The sequence below is a fragment of the Solilutibacter silvestris genome, assembly GCF_050574925.1.
GTDB lineage: Bacteria > Pseudomonadota > Gammaproteobacteria > Xanthomonadales > Xanthomonadaceae > Solilutibacter > Solilutibacter silvestris_A.
The window spans coordinates 1-18,137 of sequence record NZ_JBCMOO010000008.1; the positions used below are offsets into that span (position 1 = coordinate 1).

Annotated in this window: 19 protein-coding genes; 14 read left to right on the forward strand and 5 right to left on the reverse strand. The window is 65.7% G+C overall.

Going from position 1 to position 18,137, the window contains the following annotated elements; translation table 11 throughout:
• Positions 1-91: 91 nt before the first annotated feature.
• The 3 genes from ABE093_RS12340 to ABE093_RS12350 are packed head-to-tail and all read right to left on the reverse strand — an operon-like array spanning position 92 to position 2,447.
• Positions 92-319, reverse strand: coding sequence for a DUF6587 family protein (locus tag ABE093_RS12340; protein WP_430761211.1), 228 nt, complete (start codon positions 317-319; stop codon positions 92-94).
• The gene (gene feoB, locus ABE093_RS12345) at positions 319-2,154 is read right to left on the reverse strand and encodes a ferrous iron transport protein B (protein WP_430761288.1); all 1,836 of its coding nucleotides are present in this window, start codon (positions 2,152-2,154) and stop codon (positions 319-321) included. The genes ABE093_RS12340 and feoB overlap by 1 nt, the downstream gene beginning before the upstream one ends.
• 8 nt (positions 2,155-2,162) lie before the next feature.
• Positions 2,163-2,447, reverse strand: coding sequence for a FeoA family protein (locus ABE093_RS12350; protein ID WP_430761212.1), 285 nt, complete (start codon positions 2,445-2,447; stop codon positions 2,163-2,165).
• Between the two features lie 99 nt (positions 2,448-2,546).
• Here ABE093_RS12350 and ABE093_RS12355 point away from each other — a divergent pair, with 99 nt between their 5' ends.
• The 9 genes from ABE093_RS12355 to ABE093_RS12395 all read left to right on the forward strand — a co-directional run bounded on the left by ABE093_RS12355 (position 2,547) and on the right by ABE093_RS12395 (position 10,399).
• Positions 2,547-3,332, forward strand: a complete 786-nt coding sequence (locus ABE093_RS12355) for an enoyl-CoA hydratase-related protein (RefSeq protein ID WP_430761213.1) — start codon at positions 2,547-2,549, stop codon at positions 3,330-3,332.
• Between the two features lie 13 nt (positions 3,333-3,345).
• Complete coding sequence (locus ABE093_RS12360; RefSeq protein WP_430761214.1) at positions 3,346-5,331, forward strand: acetyl/propionyl/methylcrotonyl-CoA carboxylase subunit alpha; 1,986 nt, start codon at positions 3,346-3,348, stop codon at positions 5,329-5,331.
• Positions 5,332-5,333: 2 nt separating this feature from the next.
• A complete protein-coding gene (locus ABE093_RS12365) occupies positions 5,334-6,245 on the forward strand; it encodes a hydroxymethylglutaryl-CoA lyase (protein ID WP_430761289.1) in 912 nt (303 codons plus the stop codon).
• Entirely contained in the window at positions 6,242-6,724 is a 483-nt protein-coding gene (locus tag ABE093_RS12370; protein ID WP_430761215.1) for a GNAT family N-acetyltransferase, read from the forward strand. The genes ABE093_RS12365 and ABE093_RS12370 overlap by 4 nt, the downstream gene beginning before the upstream one ends.
• Positions 6,724-8,013 (forward strand): amidohydrolase family protein, encoded by a 1,290-nt coding sequence (locus ABE093_RS12375; protein WP_430761216.1) that lies wholly within the window; start codon positions 6,724-6,726, stop codon positions 8,011-8,013. The genes ABE093_RS12370 and ABE093_RS12375 overlap by 1 nt, the downstream gene beginning before the upstream one ends.
• A 66-nt stretch (positions 8,014-8,079) precedes the next feature.
• Entirely contained in the window at positions 8,080-8,850 is a 771-nt protein-coding gene (locus tag ABE093_RS12380) for an SDR family NAD(P)-dependent oxidoreductase (protein ID WP_430761217.1), read from the forward strand.
• Between the two features lie 4 nt (positions 8,851-8,854).
• Entirely contained in the window at positions 8,855-9,421 is a 567-nt protein-coding gene (gene efpL / locus ABE093_RS12385; protein WP_430761218.1) for an elongation factor P-like protein EfpL, read from the forward strand.
• Entirely contained in the window at positions 9,405-9,812 is a 408-nt protein-coding gene (locus tag ABE093_RS12390) for a hypothetical protein (RefSeq protein ID WP_430761219.1), read from the forward strand. Before efpL ends, ABE093_RS12390 begins: the two co-directional genes overlap by 17 nt.
• Positions 9,809-10,399: a GNAT family N-acetyltransferase gene (locus ABE093_RS12395; protein ID WP_430761220.1), complete on the forward strand. Its 591-nt coding sequence runs from the start codon at positions 9,809-9,811 to the stop codon at positions 10,397-10,399. Before ABE093_RS12390 ends, ABE093_RS12395 begins: the two co-directional genes overlap by 4 nt.
• Here ABE093_RS12395 and ABE093_RS12400 read toward each other — a convergent pair.
• Complete coding sequence (locus ABE093_RS12400) at positions 10,396-11,769, reverse strand: FAD-binding oxidoreductase (RefSeq protein ID WP_430761221.1); 1,374 nt, start codon at positions 11,767-11,769, stop codon at positions 10,396-10,398. The genes ABE093_RS12395 and ABE093_RS12400 overlap by 4 nt on opposite strands.
• Before the next feature lie 61 nt (positions 11,770-11,830).
• Here ABE093_RS12400 and serA point away from each other — a divergent pair, with 61 nt between their 5' ends.
• The gene (gene serA / locus ABE093_RS12405; RefSeq protein ID WP_430761222.1) at positions 11,831-13,069 is read left to right on the forward strand and encodes a phosphoglycerate dehydrogenase; all 1,239 of its coding nucleotides are present in this window, start codon (positions 11,831-11,833) and stop codon (positions 13,067-13,069) included.
• Here serA and ABE093_RS12410 read toward each other — a convergent pair.
• The gene (locus tag ABE093_RS12410; protein WP_430761223.1) at positions 13,046-13,594 is read right to left on the reverse strand and encodes an NUDIX hydrolase; all 549 of its coding nucleotides are present in this window, start codon (positions 13,592-13,594) and stop codon (positions 13,046-13,048) included. The genes serA and ABE093_RS12410 overlap by 24 nt on opposite strands.
• Positions 13,595-13,751: 157 nt before the next feature.
• Here ABE093_RS12410 and ABE093_RS12415 point away from each other — a divergent pair, with 157 nt between their 5' ends.
• From ABE093_RS12415 to ABE093_RS12430, 4 genes are all read left to right on the forward strand, one after another.
• A complete protein-coding gene (locus ABE093_RS12415) occupies positions 13,752-15,257 on the forward strand; it encodes an amino acid permease (protein WP_430761224.1) in 1,506 nt (501 codons plus the stop codon).
• A gap of 78 nt (positions 15,258-15,335) precedes the next feature.
• The gene (locus tag ABE093_RS12420; protein WP_430761225.1) at positions 15,336-16,763 is read left to right on the forward strand and encodes an amino acid permease; all 1,428 of its coding nucleotides are present in this window, start codon (positions 15,336-15,338) and stop codon (positions 16,761-16,763) included.
• A 10-nt stretch (positions 16,764-16,773) separates the two neighbouring features.
• Positions 16,774-17,433, forward strand: coding sequence for a class II aldolase/adducin family protein (locus ABE093_RS12425; protein ID WP_430761226.1), 660 nt, complete (start codon positions 16,774-16,776; stop codon positions 17,431-17,433).
• A gap of 62 nt (positions 17,434-17,495) precedes the next feature.
• Positions 17,496-18,131, forward strand: coding sequence for a methylthioribulose 1-phosphate dehydratase (locus ABE093_RS12430; protein WP_430761227.1), 636 nt, complete (start codon positions 17,496-17,498; stop codon positions 18,129-18,131).
• The last annotated feature ends 6 nt before the right edge of the window (positions 18,132-18,137 follow it).

Sequence of the window (18,137 nt, forward strand, 5' to 3'; positions counted from 1 at the left end):
GCATGGATGCGGCGCATGAGCCTACATGGACGTATTCACGGCGTACCGCGCAGCGGAGTGGCGACCCACGCCACCAGCGCGTGCCGTTGCTTTATTTACAGCCGTCGCAGCCACCGCATTCGCCGGACGCCAGCGCCGATGCAGGCGCGACCCGGCGACCGATCGATCGCATCCACGACGGCCGCCCTTCGCGCAATAGCCGAATTGCCACCGCCACGCGCATTCGTCGCCACGACGCCGGGAAGCGCGTTCTCCACACGAATGCAGCGCTGAGCACTACCAGCAGCGCGATCACCGCATATTGCAGGGCGATCGGCATCAGCCTGCCCCCAACGCCTTGGCGACCTGATAGGTCACGAACGACGCGCCGTACGCCATTGCGAACAGATATCCAGCGGCGAGCGCCGTCTGCTTCCACGAATGCGTTTCGCGACGGATCGTCGCCAGCGTCGAGATGCATTGCGGCGCGTAGATGTACCAGACCAGCAACGACAGCGCGGTCGCCAGCGACCACTGCTGCGTGATCAAGGGCGCCAATGCGTGCAGGCTGGCCTCATCGTTCTGCGCAGCCACCGCGTAGACGGTGGCCAGCGACGACACCATCACTTCGCGCGCGGCCAGGCCGGGAATCAGCGCGATCGAAATCTGCCAGTTGAACCCGAGCGGCGCGAATACCGCCGCCAGCATATGGCCGATGCGACCGGCAAAGCTGTAATCGATCGCCGGACCGGTGGCGCCCGCCGGCGCGCCCGGGAAGTTCAGCAGGAACCACAGCAGGATGGTCATCGCGAGGATGATGCCGCCGACGCGCTTGAGGAAGATCACCGCGCGTTCCCACAGGCCAATGGCGAGATCGCGCAAGGTCGGCACACGGTAAGACGGCAATTCCAGCAGCAGCATGTGATCGCCGGAATCGCGGCGCCAGCGCTTCATCACCCACGCCACGAGCAATGCGCTGAGGATGCCGGCGGCATAGAGCGCGAACAGCACCAGTCCCTGCAGGTTGAACATGCCGCCGACGGTTCGATGCGGAATGAAGGCGCCGATCAGCAGCGTGTACACCGGCAGGCGCGCCGAACAGGTCATCAGCGGCGCGACCAGGATCGTCGCGAGACGATCGCGTGGGTCCTGGATCGAGCGCGTCGCCATGATCCCGGGCACCGCGCAGGCGAAGCTCGACAGCAGCGGGATGAAACTGCGTCCGGACAACCCGGCGCGATGCATCAGGCGATCGAGCAGGAAGGCCGCGCGCGGCAGGTAGCCGGACTCTTCCAGCGACAGGATGAAGAAGAACAGGATCAGGATCTGCGGCAGGAACACCAGCACGCTGCCGGTGCCGGCGATGATGCCGTCGACGACGAGGCTGCGCAGCGGCCCGTCCGCCATGTACGTGCCCGCCTGCGCGCCCAGCCATTTCATGCCGGCGTCGATGCCGTCCTTCAGTGGCTCGGCCCAGGCATAGACCGCCTGGAACATCGCGAACATCACCACCGCGAGGATCGCCAGCCCCAGCGCCGGATTGAGCAGCCAACCGTCGAGGCGCTGGTCGAGGCGCGAGATGCGTTCCGGCATCCGTACCGCGACATCCATCAGGCGCCGCGCTTCCGCGTGCAGGCCGTCGTCATCGAGCGGCGCGGCATCGACCGCGACCGGCACGGCCTGCGCGATGCGTTCGAGCAATTTGTCGCCACCACCGGATTTCACCGCAACGGTCGGGATCACCGGCACGCCGAGTTCGCGCGAGAGCGCAGCGACATCGATCTCGATGCCGCGCTTTTCCGCCGCGTCCATCTGGTTGAGCGCGATGACCATCGGCCGCCCAAGCTGGCGCACTTCCAGCGCGAAGCGCAGGTGCAGGCGCAGGTTGGTGGCACTGACCACGCAGACCAGCAGGTCGGGAATCGGCTCACCGGGATAGAAGCCGCGACAGACGTCGCGCGCGATCGCCTCGTCGAGGCTGGCCGGCGTCAGGCTGTAGGCACCGGGGAGATCCAGCAACACGGCGTGGCGTCCGTCCGGCAGGCGCAGCTGGCCTTCCTTGCGTTCGACGGTGACGCCGGCGTAGTTGGCGACCTTCTGACGGCTGCCGGTGAGCTGGTTGAACAACGCGGTCTTGCCGCAATTGGGATTGCCGATCAGCGCGCAGCGGAGCATGGCGGCGCTCACGATGCCTGCTCCACATCGACATGCACGTGCTCGACTTCGACGCGCGCGGCTTCGCTGCGACGCAGGGCGAAACTCGAGGTGCCGATGCGCACCAGCAGCGGGTCGCGCCCGAACGGACCGAAGCCGGAGACACGCACCGGCTCCCCGGACACGAATCCGAGTTCGCGCAGGCGGCGCGCCACGACATCGGCGGAACGATCGTCCCCGTTGCCATGCACGGCGACACCATGCACGGTAACAACACGGGCGCGTACGTCGCGCGGCAGATCGACCAGTTTCAAGCACAGTTCCAAATAGGAATCATTCTCATAATAGCAGAATGAACAGGGCTCCGAAGGGCGCTCCCGCTATCATTCAGCCAACCGATTGGAGATGGGTCGATGGTGGAGACGTTGCAGGTCAGGCAAGCCGGCGCGGTCGCACGGCTGCGACTGAACCGCCCCGAGGTGCACAACGCCTTCGACGATGGCCTGATCGCCACCCTGACCGCCGAATTGCGGCGCCTGGGCGACGACGCCAGCGTGCGCGTGGTGGTGCTGGAAGCCGAGGGCGTCTCCTACTCCGCCGGCGCCGATCTCAACTGGATGCGCGGGATGGCGAAGATGTCGGAAGCGGAGAACCGCACCGACGCGCTGGCGTTGGCCGGCCTGATGCGCACGCTGGACGAACTGCCGAAGCCGACCATCGCCCGCGTGCAAGGCGCCGCGTTTGGCGGCGGCGTCGGGCTGGTCGCCTGCTGCGACATCGCCATCGGCGTACCGGAAGCGAAATTCGGATTGACCGAGAGCAAGCTGGGGCTGCTGCCGGCGGTGATCTCGCCTTACGTCATCAATGCGATCGGCCCACGCCAGGCACGACGCTGGTTCGCCACCGCGGAAATCTTCGACGCCGCCGAAGCGCTGCGGATCGGATTGCTGCACCAGGTCGTCGCGGCCGACGCGCTGGATGCCGCGGTCGATCGCCAGATCGACCTGTTGCTGAAAGCCGGCCCGATCGCCACCGCGTCGGCGAAGTCATTGGTGCGCGATGTTGTGGCGCACGCCGACGGATCGCGCCACGACGCCGACAATGCCGCCCTGATCGCCCGCCTGCGCGTTTCGCCCGAGGGGCAGGAAGGCCTCGGCGCCTTCCTCGACAAACGCAAACCGAACTGGATTGCTCAATGAAGGCTGCCCACTGATGTTCGATTCACTTCTGATCGCCAATCGCGGCGAAATCGCCTGCCGCATCATCCGTACATGTCGCCGGATGGGCATCCGCGCCATCGCCGTGTATTCCGATGCCGACGCCGATACGCAGCACGTGCGCCTCGCCGACGCCGCGTACCATATCGGCGGTTCGCGCCCGCAGGACAGCTATCTGCGCGGCGACGCGATCATCGAGGCGGCGAAGAAATCCGGCGCGCAAGCGATCCATCCCGGTTACGGATTTCTCTCCGAGAACGCCGATTTCGCCGACGCGGTGGAAGCGGCGGGACTGGTGTTCGTCGGGCCGCGCGCGGCATCGATGCGCAAGATGGGCAGCAAGGCCGGCGCCAAGGAATTGATGCAGGCCGCCAATGTGCCCGTGGTGCCCGGTTATACCGGCGAGGACCAGTCGCCGGAAATCCTGCAGCAGGAAGCCGACCGCATCGGCTATCCGCTGATGATCAAGGCCGCGCACGGCGGCGGCGGCAAGGGCATGCGCATCGTCCACGCGCCACTGGAATTCCTGCCGCATCTGGAAAGCTGCCAGCGCGAGGCGAAGAACGCCTTCGGTCGCGATCGCGTGTTGCTGGAGCGCTATATCGAGCGCCCGCGCCACATCGAATTCCAGATCTTCGGCGACAGCCACGGCCAGATCATCCATCTCAACGAACGCGAGTGCTCGGCGCAGCGCCGCTACCAGAAGGTGATCGAGGAATCGCCCTCGCCCTTCGTGACGCCGGAACTGCGCGCAGCGATGGGCGCCGCCGCGATCGCCGCCGGACGCGCCATCGATTACCAGAACGCCGGCACGGTCGAATTCATCGTCGGCCAGGACGGCAGTTTCTATTTCATGGAGATCAATACCCGCCTGCAGGTGGAGCATCCGGTGACCGAAATGGTCACGGCGCTTGACCTGGTCGAGTGGCAGCTGCGCGTCGCCGCCGGCGAGCCCTTGCCGCTCCCGCAGGACGCGATCTGGTCGAACGGCCACGCGATGGAAGTGCGCCTGTACGCGGAAGATCCCGACGCCGGCTTCCTGCCCGGCTCGGGCAAGCTGGTGCGCCTGCGCCTGCCCGAAACATCTTCGAAAGTCCGCATCGATTCCGGCGTGGTCGAAGGCGATACCGTGTCGATCTTCTACGACCCGATGATCGCCAAGCTGATCGTGCGCGACAGCGACCGTCCGCGCGCCCTCGCCCGCCTGCGCGAAGCACTGGCGCGGTGCGAGATCGAAGGCCCGAAGTCGAACATCGAATTCCTCGAACGCCTGGTGCGCCATCCGATCGTGGTCGCCGGCGATATCGACACCGGCTATCTCGATCGCCATCTCGACGAATTCATCGGCGCGACATCGCGTTCCGACGAAGAAACCCATACCTTGCACGCGCTGGCCGCGACCACGATGCGCATGTCTTCCGAAACCATCGATGCCGCATCGCCGTGGTCGACCGGCGACGGCTGGCGCCTTGATGGTGCAGGCTGGACGCCACTGCATCTGGTCTCCGGCAACGAAGACCTGCGCCTGTCGATCCGCGGTCATGGCGGCGATTACGACGTCCGCGAAGGCGAACACGTCACCGAGCTGCGCGGCCTGCGCCTGCAGGACGGCTGGCTGAGCGGTCGCATTGGCGACGGCCAGCGTCGCGTGCAGGTCTCGGGCGATGGCGAGCGCGTGCTGCTCCACGATGGTGCGCGTCGCCTGCACCTGCGTCGCGCTTCGCTCTATCGCCACGCCGACGAAGGCAGCGGCGCCAGCGGCGATCGCGTGATCGCGCCGATGCCGGGACGAATCGTGCAGGCCAAGAGCGCGGTCGGCGACAGCGTCGAGGCCGGACAGGTGGTGATGGTGATGGAAGCGATGAAGATGGAACTGGCATTGAAGGCGCCGCGCGCCGGCAAGATCGCGGAAGTGCGCGTGCGCGAAGGCGATTTCGTCGAGGCCGACGCCGCATTGATCCTGCTGGAGCCAAGCGCATGAGCATGCCGGGCCAGGTCCGCATCGTCGAAGTCGGCGCCCGCGACGGACTGCAGAACGAGAAGACCTTCGTTTCGACCGCCGACAAGATCGCGTTGATCGAACGTCTCGCCGATTGCGGCTTGAAGAGCATCGAAGCCACTGCCTTCGTCAGCCCGAAATGGGTGCCGCAGATGGCCGATGCCGTCGAGGTCTATTCCGGACTCCATCGCAAGCCGGGCGTGCGCTATCCGGTGCTGGTGCCGAACCTGCAGGGCTACGAACGCGCGCGCCAGGTCGGCGTCGAGGAGATCGCGGTGTTCACCGCGGCCTCCGAAGCCTTCAATCGCAAGAACATCAATGCCGGCATCGACGAATCGATCGAACGTTTTCGCCCGGTGATGGATGCGGCGAAAGCGGACGGCGTCGCCGTGCGCGGTTACGTGTCCACCGTGCTCGGCTGCCCGTTCCAGGGCGAAGTGCCGCTCTCCGACGTGGTGCGCGTCGCCAAGGCCTTGCACGAACTCGGCTGCTACGAGGTTTCGCTCGGCGACACCATCGGCGTCGGCACCCCGGCCAAGGCGCGGGCGATGGTGCAGGCGGTGGCAGGGGAAGTTCCGGTGGCCGCGCTCGCCGTGCATTTCCACGACACCTGGGGCCAGGCCCTGGCCAATATCCTCGCCTGCCTCGAGGAAGGCATCGCCGTGGTCGATTCCTCGGTCGCCGGTACTGGCGGTTGCCCGTACGCACCGGGCGCGACCGGCAACGTCGCCAGCGAGGATGTCGTCTACATGTTGCAGGGACTTGGCATCGAAACCGGCGTCGACTTGCTGAAACTCGCAGAGACCGGGCGCTGGCTGGCCGGCATACTCGGCCACGACAACAACAGCCGCGCCGGCAAGGCTGCCGTCATCAAGAACGACGCTGCCAAGGGATGAGCTGGCATATCCGTCCGATCGAAGCCAGGGACGATGCCGCGATGGCGCGCATCATCCGCGTGGTGATGCCGGAATTCGGCGCCTGCGGCAGCGGCTTCGCGATCAACGATCCCGAAGTCGACTGGATGTCGCGCGCCTATGCCGAACCGCGCCACGCCTATTTCGTGGTGGAACGCGGTGGCGAAGTGATCGGCGGCGGTGGCATGGCGCCTCTTGTCGGCGGCGACCCGGCGGTGTGCGAACTGCGCAAGATGTATTTCCTGCCGGAAGCGCGCGGACTCGGCGCGGGCGCCGCGATGATGACGATCTGCCTCGACGCCGCACGCAGTGCGGGATTCCGTCAGTGCTATCTGGAAACGCTGACCGGGATGGACGCAGCGATGCGACTGTACGAGCGCAGCGGCTTCAGGCGCATCGACGCCTCGATGGGCGCGACCGGCCACGGCGGCTGCGACATCTTCTATTCGCGGGAGTTGTGATGCGCAAATGGTTCGCCGCCTTGCTGATCGCGTTGCTGCCGATCTCCGTGTCGGCAGCCGAACCGGCACAGGCTTCGATCCTGCTGGTCCCCGACCGCGTGTGGACCGCCGACGGCGATGCCAGCCATGCCGGCTGGGTGGTGCTGGTGCGCGACGGCAAGATCACCGCGGTCGGTCCCGCTGCGACCGTCGCTGTTCCTGCAGATACGCAACGCATCGATCTTCCGGGCACCACGCTGACGCCGGGCCTGATCGACCTGCACTCGCACGTCCTGCTGCATCCCTACAACGAGACGTCGTGGAACGACCAGGTGCTGAAGGAAGCGGTGCCCTATCGCGTGCTGGAAGCAGCCAACCACGCCCGCGACACGTTGATGGCCGGCTTCACCACCCTGCGCGATCTCGGCACCGAAGGCGCGGGCTACGCGGATGTGTCGATCCGCAAGGCCATCGATGACGGCACCATTCCCGGGCCACGGTTGTTCATCGCGACGCGCGCGATCGTCGCCACCGGCAGTTATGGGCCGGGGCCGCGCGGATTCCGCGACGACATCGACCTGCCGACCGGCGCGCAGGAAGTCAGCGGGGTCGACAACGTGATCGCCGCCGTCCGCGAACAGGCCGGCCACGGCGCCGACTGGATCAAGGTCTATACCGACTATCGCTGGGGACCGGGCGGCGTCTCGCAAACGACGTTCACCGCGGCCGAACTCAAGGCGCTGGTCGATGCCGCGCATGTCGCCGGGCGTCCGGTGTCGGCACACGCCTCGACCGACGCCGGCATGCGCATGGCGATCGACGCCGGCGTCGACACCATCGAGCATGGCTACGGCGGCAGCGTCGACACCTTCAAGCGCATGCACGATCGCGGCGTGGCCTACATCCCCACGTTGACCGCGGTCGAATCCACCGAGACCTACTTCAACCACTACGTGCCCGGCCAATCGCAACCCACGGCAAGAATGCTGGAATCGCAGCAGGCCTTCCGTCGCGCCCGCGAGGCCGGCGTGCGCATCGGCAACGGCAGCGATGTCGGCGTGTTCCGCCATGGCGACAACGCCCGCGAACTGGCGTGGATGGCGAAGCTCGGCATGCCCGCACCGCAGGTGTTGCACGCCACCACCGATGGCGCCGCCCGCATCCTCGGCAAGGACGACAGCTTCGGTCGCATCGCCCCCGGGTTGCGCGCCGATCTCGTCGCTTTCCAGGGCGATCCCGCCAGCGACATCGCCGCGACCGCGCATCCGGTGCTGGTGATGAAGGACGGCCGGATCTACCGCCGGCCCTGAGTGCGGACGGCGGGAAACCGGCCGCGCACGCTAGAATTGCCGTTTTCCAGTTCCGCAGGATTTCCCATGCAACTCGCCCAAGTGCGCGCCGTCATCACCGGTGGCGCTTCCGGACTCGGTTTCGCCACCGCACAGCATCTGGTCGCCGCTGGCGCCAAGGTCGCGCTGTTCGACGTCAATGACGAGAAAGGCGCTGCCGCCGTCGGCGAACTGGGCGCGGACAAGGCGATTTTCATCAAGACCGACGTCACCAGCGAGGCCGATGTCGCCGCCAATGTGGCCAAGGCGAAGGAATTCCTCGGCGGATTGAACGCCTGCATCAACTGCGCCGGCATCCTCGGCGCCGGTCGCATGCTCGGCAAGACCGGCCCGATGGCGCTGTCGCAGTTCCAGACGACGGTCATGGTGAACCTGGTCGGCAGCTTCAACGTCGCCAAGGCCTGCGCCGACCTGATGCAGCACAACGAAGCCGGCGTCGACGGCGAGCGTGGCGCGATCATCAACACCGCGTCGGTCGCGGCCTACGAAGGCCAGATCGGCCAGGCCGCCTACTCCGCATCCAAGGGCGGCGTGGTCGGCATGACCTTGCCGATGGCGCGCGAACTGGCCCGCTTCGGCATCCGCGTGATGACGATCGCACCGGGCGTGTTCTGGACGCCGATGGTCGACGGCATGCCGCCCGAGGTGAAGACTTCGCTGGAAGCCTCGATTCCGTTCCCGTCGCGCCTCGGCCAGCCCGGCGAATACGCCGACCTTGTCGCGTACATCCTGCGCACCCCTTACCTCAACGGCGAAACCATCCGTCTGGATGGCGCCACCCGCCTCGCACCGAAGTGACTTTATGAAGGCTTACGACATCAAGAAAGGCAACGTCATCGAACACAACGGTGGCGCCTGGCAGATCCGCGACATCGAACGCAGCTCGCCGCAGGGCCGCGGCGGCAACGTCAAATACCGGTTCACCATGTACAGCGTGCCGGGCGGCAACAAGCTCGACCTCAGCGTCGGCGCGGAAGACGAGTTGAAGGAAGTCGAACTCGCCCGCCGCCAGGCCACGTTCTCGTACAAGGATGGCGATGCCTTCGTCTTCATGGACGACGAGGATTTCACGCCCTACCAACTCGACGCCGATGTCGTCGGTGACGGCGCCGGCTACATCACCGACGGCCTGACCGGCTGCTACGTGCAGGTGATCGACGAAGCGCCGGTCGGCCTGCAACTGCCGACATCGGTGATCCTGGAAGTCGTGGAAACGCCGCCGGAACTCAAGGGCGGCACCGCGACCAAGCGTCCGAAGCCGGCGCGCCTCAACACCGGCATCGAAATCCAAGTCCCGGAATACATCGCCAACGGCGAACGCGTGTGGGTCAACACCACCACGGGTGAGTTCGGTGGCCGCGCGGACTGATCTTCGCGCATTGCTGGTGCGTGCCTTGTTGGCGTCCGCGTTGCTGCTGGCGGCGGGATCGGTCGTTGCCGCGCCGCAATCGGTGCCGTCGTCGGTGATGCAGCAGCCGGCCGCGAACGAACCCGGCAAGGGGACCCAGGACCTGCCCGCGGACGTGCGCAGTTACATACTCAAGCACCGCATGTGCATGCACTTCCAGAAAGATGCGAATACCGGCGATGCGGGCACGCGCGCGACCGGCAAGAACATGGCGAAATCGCTGTGCCCCGGCGCCGATGCCGCGACCTGGAAGAAACTGGTGCGCAAGTACGAGGGCCAGGATCCGATCCCCGGAATCCTGCTGGCAGAACGTCCGGCTGGCATCGAAATGGATACGAGCAAGTTGAAATGAGCGACATCGCGCCGGTCACATTGCGCGGTTGGGGCGTCACGCTGGAACCGCTTGCGCGAGACCACATGGAAGCGCTGAAGGATGCCGTCGAAGACGGCGATATCGGCGCCCTGAACTACGTCAATGTCCCCGGTCGCGATGGCATCGAAGCCTGGGTCGAGAAGGCGTTGGCGATGCGCGATGCCGGCCGCGAACTGCCGTTCGCCATCGTCGCCGATGGCCGCGTCGTCGGCAGCACGCGTTTCTACGACATCGACCTGTCGGTGCCGACACTGGCCATCGGCTACACCTTCCACGCGACATCGGTTTGGCGCACCCACGTCAACACCGCCAACAAGCGGCTGATGCTCGGCCATGCCTTCGACACACTCGCTGCGCAGTCGGTGTATTTCCACACCAGCCACCTCAACCTGCGTTCACAGGCGGCGATCGAGCGCCTGGGCGCACATCGCGACGGCATCCTGCGCGCTCACAAGCGCCACAAGGACGACAGCCTGCGCGATACCCATACCTACTCGATCATCGCCGGCGAGTGGCCGGAGATCCGCGCACGGCTCGACGCGCGACTGGCGAACGTCCCGCGCTAATCGAACACCTTGCCGGGATTCATGATCCCGTCCGGATCGAATACCGCCTTGATGCCACGCATCGCGGCGATTTCCGCATCGCTGCGCGTCTGCTGCAGGTAGGGCTTCTTCACCAGGCCGATGCCGTGCTCGGCGGAAATGCTGCCCTCGTGGCGCTGCAGGCATTCCGACAGCAGCTTGGTCGCGCGTTCGCAGGCGGCGACGAATTCGGCCTGCGGCAACGCCGCCGGCTTGAGGATGTTGATGTGCAGGTTGCCGTCGCCGATATGGCCGAACCACGCCACTTCGAATTCCGGGTAGGCCTCGCCGATCAACGACTGCGCCTCGGCGAGGAAGGCCGGCATCCTTGACGATCGCACCACCACGTCGTTCTTGTACGGCGTGTGCGGCGCCAGCGATTCGGTGATGCCCTCGCGCAAGCGCCACAACGCCTCGGCCTGGGCATCGCTGGCGGCGATCACGCCATCCGCGATCCAGCCTTCGCCCACGCAGGTCTCGAACACGTCCAGCAGCCCCGCTTCATCGGCGTCGACATCGGCGATCGCGTAGTACGGATGCGTTTCCGCAAATGGCGGTGTGGCGCCGGCATGCAGCACATGCTTCAGCGCGCGGCCATCGAAAAATTCGAACGATTGCAGGCGCAGGCGACCGCGCAAGGCCGCGAACACCGGCATGATCGCCGCGAACGACGGCAGCGCGAACAGCACGGTCGATGCCGGAGGATCGCGGTCGGCCAGGCGCACCGTCACTTCCGCGATGATCCCGAGCGTGCCTTCCGACGCCACGAACAGGTGGCGCAGGTCGTAGCCGCTGGAATTCTTCACCAGCCCGCGGTTGAGCCGCAGCACTTCGCCACGACCGTCGACCACGGTGAGCCCGGCGATCCATTCGCGGGTATTGCCATGGCGCAGCACCTGGATGCCGCCGGCATTGGTCGCCACGTTGCCGCCGATGCTGGCGCTGCCGCGCGCGGCGAAATCGACCGGGTATTGCAGCCCGTATCCGTCGGCGATGCCCTGCAGCGTTTCCAGCGCCATCCCCGCCTGCACGGTGAGCAGGCGATCGACCGGATCGAAGGCCAGCTGCGCGCGCATCTTCTCCAGGCTCAGCACCAGTTCGTCATTGGCGGCGACCGCGCCACCCGACAGCCCGGTACGTCCCCCCGAAGGCACCAGCGCGACCACGTGGGCGCGTGCCCAACGCACGATGGTGGCGATCTCTTCCACCGTGGTCGGCAAGGCGACGCCCAATGGCGCCGGCGTCCAGCGCCGGGTCCAGTCGCGACCGTAATGCTCGAGATCGGCGGCCTCGACCAGCAGTGACAGCCGTGGCGCGGCGGTGCGCAGATCGTCCAAAAGATTCGCATTCATGGGGCCAGCCTGCCACCCGCGGTCGGTGCCCGCAAACGCCATTCATGTGCCATGATGCTGCATGGCACAACAAACCTCGTTCCCTCGCCAGGATATCCAGGTCCTGCTGCTGGAAGGCGTCAGCCCGCGTGCTGCCGAAGCCTTTCGTTCCGCCGGCTATACCCGCATCGAGGAGCACGCGAAAGCGCTGCCGGAAGACGAGCTGAAACGCCGGATCGCCGAGGCGCACATCGTCGGCCTGCGTTCGCGCACGCAATTGACCTCGGAAGTGCTGGCCGAAGCCCGCAAGCTGATGGCCGTCGGCGCCTTCTGCATCGGCACCAACCAGATCGACCTCAACGCCGCCAAGTCCATGGGCGTGCCGGTGTTCAACGCGCCCTATTCCAATACCCGCAGCGTGGCCGAGCTGGTCATCGCCGAGATCATCATGATGTTCCGCGGCGTTCCCGCACGGAACATGCAATGCCATCGCAACGGCTGGAGCAAGTCGGCGACCGGCAGCCATGAAGCGCGCGGCAAGACGCTGGGCATCATCGGCTACGGCCACATCGGTACCCAGCTCGGCCTGCTTGCCGAGGCATTGGGCATGCAGGTGCTGTTCCACGACATCGAAACCAAGCTCGCGCTCGGCAATGCACGCCCTGCCGCCGATCTCGACGACCTGCTGCAACGTTCCGACGTGGTCAGCCTGCACGTCCCGGAAACGCCGGCAACCAAGCTGATGTTCGGCGCTGCGCAACTGGCGCGGATGAAGCCGGGTGCGCATCTGGTCAATGCATCGCGCGGCACCGTGGTCGACATCGACGCCCTCGCCGATGCCCTGCGCGCCGGCCATGTCGGTGGCGCCGCGGTCGACGTGTTTCCGCAAGAACCGGAAAGCAACGGCGACCGTTTCGAATCGCCCTTGTGCGGAATCGACAACGTGATCCTGACGCCGCACATCGGCGGCAGCACGCTGGAAGCGCAGGACAATATCGGACTGGAAGTCGCGGCCAAGCTGCTGCGTTACAGCGACAACGGCAGCACGCTGTCGGCGGTGAATTTCCCGGAAGTGAGCCTGCCCGAACACGCCGGCAGCCATCGCTTGCTGCACATCCATCGCAACGTGCCGGGCGTGCTTTCGGCGATCAACGACATCTTCGGCAAGCGCGGCATCAACATCGATGGCCAGTACCTGCGCACCGATCCGCAGCTGGGTTACGTGGTGATCGATGTCGGCGTGGACTCGCTGCAGTCGAACGATCTGCGCAGCGAACTGTCGGCGATTCCGGGGACGCTACGCACCCGCGTGCTGTTCTAGCCAGCGCTGCGCCATGCGTCGCAAGGATTCGTCCGCCGAGGGATCGGCGGCGATCTCCGCGATCTCGCGCCAGGCCAATGCATTCGATTCGTCGCTGACGACAAAGGCTTCGTTGTCGCCGGCGCGCACGACGTAACGCGCGTCGTAATGCCAGTGCCCGGGCACGTCGCCGCGTTCGGGAATCCAGTGCTTGTCGAGATCGAAGATGTCGTCGTCGACAGTCAAGCCGGTCAGGCCGGATTCCTCCTCCGCCTCCTTCAACGCGACCGTGCGCAGGTCCATGTCGCCATCGGCGTGGCCACCGAGTTGCAACCAGCGATCGAGCTTGCGGTGATGGGTCAACAGCGCGCGCCGGCCATCGCGACTGACCAGCCATGCCGAACCGGTGAAATGACCGTTCAGACGCTCGCGGACGAAGGCATGTTCACCTTCCTCAATGAGTTTCAGGTAGTCGTCGGCCAATCCGGATTGCTCCGGAAAGCGACGGGCATGAATGCGCAAGGCATCGGCGAGTGGCGTCGTCATCACTGCATGGTGCATCGCAACAGACGTGCAGGCAAGCGTCCTACCATGCCGGACGGCGCTTGTGCCGCCATGTGAAATGCGGTTAAGGTCGGTCAGTTTTGTGGCGACCCGGTGTCGCCATCCACCACCGAACCAACCCAAGCAGGGGGAAGCACGAATGCTTTTTTGGCGCGTCAAGCCGCTCGACAAGATTCTCGAGACCGCGGAAAAGAAGGCGCTGAAGCGCCAACTCGGACCGATCCAACTCACCTTGCTCGGCATCGGTGCCGTGATCGGCACCGGCATCTTCGTGCTGACCGCCGAAGCAGGCCAGAAGGCCGGCCCCGGCATGATGGTCGCCTTCGTGATCGCGGCGATCGTGTGCGGACTGGCGGCCCTCGCCTATTCCGAAATCGCCTCGATGATCCCGGTCTCGGGTTCGGCATACACCTACAGCTACGGCGTGTTCGGTGAGCTAGTCGCGTGGATCGTCGGCTGGGCGCTCGGCCTGGAATACGGCATCGGCGCGGCGACGGTGTGCGTGGGCTGGTCGGGTTATGTGAACGGCTTGCTGAAGAACACCGACCTGTTCGGACTCGTGCAACCCGGCGCATTGGCCCTGCCCGCTGCGCTGCAGGCTGGCCCGATGTCGGGTGGTGTGTTCAACCTGCTGGCCTTCCTGATCGCCTTCGTGGTCACGGTGCTGCTGATCATCGGCACCTCCAAGAGCGCCAAGGTCAATGCCGTGCTGGTGGCCATCAAGATCATCGCGCTCACCGCCTTCATCGCCATCGCGGTCCCGGCTGCCAAGAGCGAGAACTTCCATCCCTTCCTGCCAACTGGTTGGGTTGGCGCAAACGGTATGGGCGTGCTGGGGGCGGCGGCCTCGATCTTCTTCGCCTATGTCGGCTTCGACGCCGTTTCAACCGCTGCGGAAGAAACCAAGAACCCCAACCGCAACATTCCGATCGGCCTGATCGGTTCGCTGGTGGTCTGCACCATCTTCTATCTGCTGGTCGGATATGGAGCGGTGGGTTCAGTTGGCTCACAGCCAATGTTCGGCCCGAATGGCGTCGCGCTCGATCCCGGCAGCCCTGCGCAAGCAGCTGCTTGCGTTGGTTCGAACGCGCTGGTCTGCAGCAAGGAGCCTTTGGCTCACGTGCTGCGCGTGATCGGCTGGCCGGGAGCTGGCAAATGGATCGGCATTGCTGCTGGTCTTGCCCTGCCCTCCGTGATCCTGATGATGATGTTCGGCCAGACCCGCATCTTCTTCACGATGTCACGCGACGGCCTGCTGCCCGACGTGCTGTCGAAGGTGCATCCGAAGTTCCACACTCCGCATGTCATCACGATCCTTACCGGCATCGTGGTTGCTGGCTGCGCAGCCCTGCTGCCGGTCGGCAAACTGGCTGATACCTCCAACTCCGGCACCTTGCTGGCGTTCGCGATGGTATCCATCGGCGTATTGGTATTGCGGAAGACCCAGCCGAATCGCGCACGCCCCTTCCGCATGCCGTTGCCCTGGATCATCTGCCCGCTGGCGGCCCTTGGCTGCGTGATCCTGTTCACCAATCTGTCTTCGTTTGCCCTGAAGTTCTTCGTGGGCTGGGGCATTGCCGGGCTGATCCTCTACGCGCTCTACGGCAGCAAGCGCAGCCACCTCGCCCGCGAAAACGCACAGTAATCGCGCGGCACGCACGAAGGCCGGCCTTGTTGCCGGCCTTCTGCATTCAGGACGACAAGAACTTTCCGGACGCATGACATGAAGCAACTGTTCGCCACCAAACACCCGACGGCCGTCACCAGCGACGCGCAGAAGATGGACCTGCATCGCGCACTCGGCCCCTGGGGCCTGACCGCACTCGGCATCGGCGCGGTGATCGGCGGCGGCATCTTCGTGATCACCGGCCAGGCTGCGGCCCAGCATGCCGGTCCGGCGATCATGCTGTCGTTCGTGCTGGCGGCGTTGTGCTGCACCTTCTGCGCGCTGGCCTACGCCGAATTCGCGGCGATGGTGCCGGTCTCCGGCAGCGCCTACACCTATACCTACGCGACGCTGGGCGAACTGGCGGCGTGGTTCATCGGCTGGATGCTGATCCTCGAATACGGCGTCTCGGCATCGGCGGTCGCGGTGAGCTGGACCGGCTATTTCCTCAGCCTGCTCGATCATTTCGGCATCCACCTGCCGGCCGCACTGGTCAACGCGCCGCTCGACGCCAAGCTCAAACCCACCGGCGCGATCGCCAACCTGCCCGCCGCCGGCATCGTGCTGGCGCTGACCTGGCTGTGCTACGTCGGCATCCGCAAGTCGTCGGCGATGAATACCGCGATGGTCGCGCTCAAGAGCGGCCTGATCATCCTCGTCATCATCGCCGGCTGGCGCTATATCGATACGGCGAACTGGCATCCCTTCATCCCCGAGCCGCAGGGCCACGGCAAGTTCGGCTTCGACGGCGTTCTGCGCGGCGCGGCGATGGTGTTCTTCGCCTACATCGGCTTCGAGGCGGTGTCGGTCGCGGCGCAGGAATCGCGCAACCCGCAGCGCGACATGCCGATCGGCATGCTGCTGTCGCTGGCGATCTGCACCGTGCTCTACATCGGCATGGCGGCGGTGATGACCGGCCTGGTGCCCTTCACCATGCTTGGCACGGATGAGCCCGTCGTGACCGCGGTCGCCGCGCATCCGCAACTGGGCTGGCTGCGCATCGTGGTCGAGATCGGCGCACTGATCGGACTGTCGTCGGTGGTGCTGGTGATGATCATCGGCCAGCCGCGCATCTTCATGATCATGGCGCGCGACGGCCTGCTGCCGCCGGTCTTCACCCGCATCCACGACAAGTACAAGACGCCGCACATCAACACCGTGATCACCGGCATCGGCATCGCGCTGCTGGCGGCGATCTTCCCGCTCGACATTCTGGGCGACCTGACCTCAATGGGCACGCTGATCGCCTTCGCGGCCGTGTGCATCGGCGTGCTGGTGCTGCGTCGTACCGCGCCCGACCTGCCGCGTCCGTTCCGGATCAAGGGCGCATGGCCGATCTGCATCGCCGGCGTCGTCAGCTGCCTGATTCTGCTGTCGACCATGACTGCGCACAACTGGGCGCTGATGATCGCGTGGACGGTGATCGGCCTGCTGATCTATTTCCTCTACGGCTACCGCCACAGCAAGCAGCACAAGCAAAGCTGAGATCCGCGTCATGCACGACCACGAGCGCGCCGCCCGGCAATCATTGATCGACCACTGCCGGGCGATGAACGCCAGCGGCCTGTCGCTGAACAAGTCGGGCAATGCCAGCCTGCGCTGGGGCGACGGCCTGCTGATCACCCCGACCGGCCGCGCCTATGACCGCCTGCTGCCCGAGGACATCGTCTATCTCGACCTCGATGGCAGCTGCCCGCCGGGACAGCTGCTCCCGTCCAGCGAATGGCGCTTCCACTGTGACATCCTCCGCGCCTTCCCGGACACCAATGCGGTGGTCCACGTCCATTCCACCCACGCCACCGCACTGGCCTGCCTGGGCGAAGGCATCCCCGCCTTCCACTACATGGTGGCGGTGGCCGGCGGCGACCGCATTCCCTGCGCCAATTACGCCACCTTCGGCACAGGCGAGTTGTCGGACAACGTCCTCCATGCGCTGGCTGGCGGCCTGCGCGCCTGCCTGATGGCGAACCATGGGCAGGTGACCACCGGCAAGACCCTGGCCGACGCCTATGCGCTGGCCGAGGAAGTCGAGAACCTTGCCCGCCAGTACATGCTGGCGCGCACGCTCGGCCCCACCCGCAACCTGCCGCCGGAGGAAATGGCGCAGGTGCTGGAGAAGTTCAAGCACTACGGGCAGCAGCGCAAACCCGACTGAACGCCATTTCGATCGACGGAATCGTCATTTGGAATGACACCCGCAATCGCTACACTGGGGGCATGAATACGCCCGCCTTCGACCATAACCTGTACGCCGGCTGCGCCGCCCAGATCATCACTCATACCCGCGAGCTGGCGGCCAAGGGGTTCACCCCGGCCACGGCCGGCAACTTCTCGATCCGCATGGGGCCGGAACACGCCGCCATCACCATTTCCGGCAAGGACAAGGGGCGCCTGACCGAGGCCGACATCATGGTGGTCAACATGGCCAACGAACCGGTCGCGACCCACCATCGCCCGTCGGCGGAAGCGGCGCTGCATACGCACCTGTACCGCCGCTTCCCCGAAGTCGGCGCGGTGCTGCATACCCATTCGCCGACCCAGACCATCGCCGGCTTGCTGTACGAAGCCCAAGGCCGCGTGCCGCTGCATGGCTACGAATTGTTCAAGGCGCTGCGTGGCCACACCACCCACGAGACCGAATTCGACCTGCCGGTGGTGCCGAATTCGCAGGACATGGACGAACTGACCGCAAGCGTCGACGCGGTACTGACCAAGCCGAACACCTGGGGCTATCTCATCGCCGGCCACGGCCTCTATGCCTGGGGCCATGACATCGCCGAAGCCCGTCGCCACCTGGACGCGTTCGAGTTCATGCTCGGCTGCGAGCTGGAAATGCGCCGACTGCGCGCTTGAGGACGA

Coding starts and splice junctions, on each gene's coding strand:
- ABE093_RS12340 (WP_430761211.1), bottom strand. CDS start 319: ATGCCGATCGCCCTGCAATATGCGGTGATCGCGCTGCTGGTAGTGCTC.
- feoB (WP_430761288.1), bottom strand. CDS start 2,154: ATGCTCCGCTGCGCGCTGATCGGCAATCCCAATTGCGGCAAGACCGCG.
- ABE093_RS12355 (WP_430761213.1), top strand. CDS start 2,547: ATGGTGGAGACGTTGCAGGTCAGGCAAGCCGGCGCGGTCGCACGGCTG.
- ABE093_RS12360 (WP_430761214.1), top strand. CDS start 3,346: ATGTTCGATTCACTTCTGATCGCCAATCGCGGCGAAATCGCCTGCCGC.
- ABE093_RS12365 (WP_430761289.1), top strand. CDS start 5,334: ATGCCGGGCCAGGTCCGCATCGTCGAAGTCGGCGCCCGCGACGGACTG.
- ABE093_RS12370 (WP_430761215.1), top strand. CDS start 6,242: ATGAGCTGGCATATCCGTCCGATCGAAGCCAGGGACGATGCCGCGATG.
- ABE093_RS12375 (WP_430761216.1), top strand. CDS start 6,724: ATGCGCAAATGGTTCGCCGCCTTGCTGATCGCGTTGCTGCCGATCTCC.
- ABE093_RS12380 (WP_430761217.1), top strand. CDS start 8,080: ATGCAACTCGCCCAAGTGCGCGCCGTCATCACCGGTGGCGCTTCCGGA.
- efpL (WP_430761218.1), top strand. CDS start 8,855: ATGAAGGCTTACGACATCAAGAAAGGCAACGTCATCGAACACAACGGT.
- ABE093_RS12395 (WP_430761220.1), top strand. CDS start 9,809: ATGAGCGACATCGCGCCGGTCACATTGCGCGGTTGGGGCGTCACGCTG.
- ABE093_RS12400 (WP_430761221.1), bottom strand. CDS start 11,769: ATGAATGCGAATCTTTTGGACGATCTGCGCACCGCCGCGCCACGGCTG.
- serA (WP_430761222.1), top strand. CDS start 11,831: ATGGCACAACAAACCTCGTTCCCTCGCCAGGATATCCAGGTCCTGCTG.
- ABE093_RS12410 (WP_430761223.1), bottom strand. CDS start 13,594: ATGACGACGCCACTCGCCGATGCCTTGCGCATTCATGCCCGTCGCTTT.
- ABE093_RS12415 (WP_430761224.1), top strand. CDS start 13,752: ATGCTTTTTTGGCGCGTCAAGCCGCTCGACAAGATTCTCGAGACCGCG.
- ABE093_RS12420 (WP_430761225.1), top strand. CDS start 15,336: ATGAAGCAACTGTTCGCCACCAAACACCCGACGGCCGTCACCAGCGAC.
- ABE093_RS12425 (WP_430761226.1), top strand. CDS start 16,774: ATGCACGACCACGAGCGCGCCGCCCGGCAATCATTGATCGACCACTGC.
- ABE093_RS12430 (WP_430761227.1), top strand. CDS start 17,496: ATGAATACGCCCGCCTTCGACCATAACCTGTACGCCGGCTGCGCCGCC.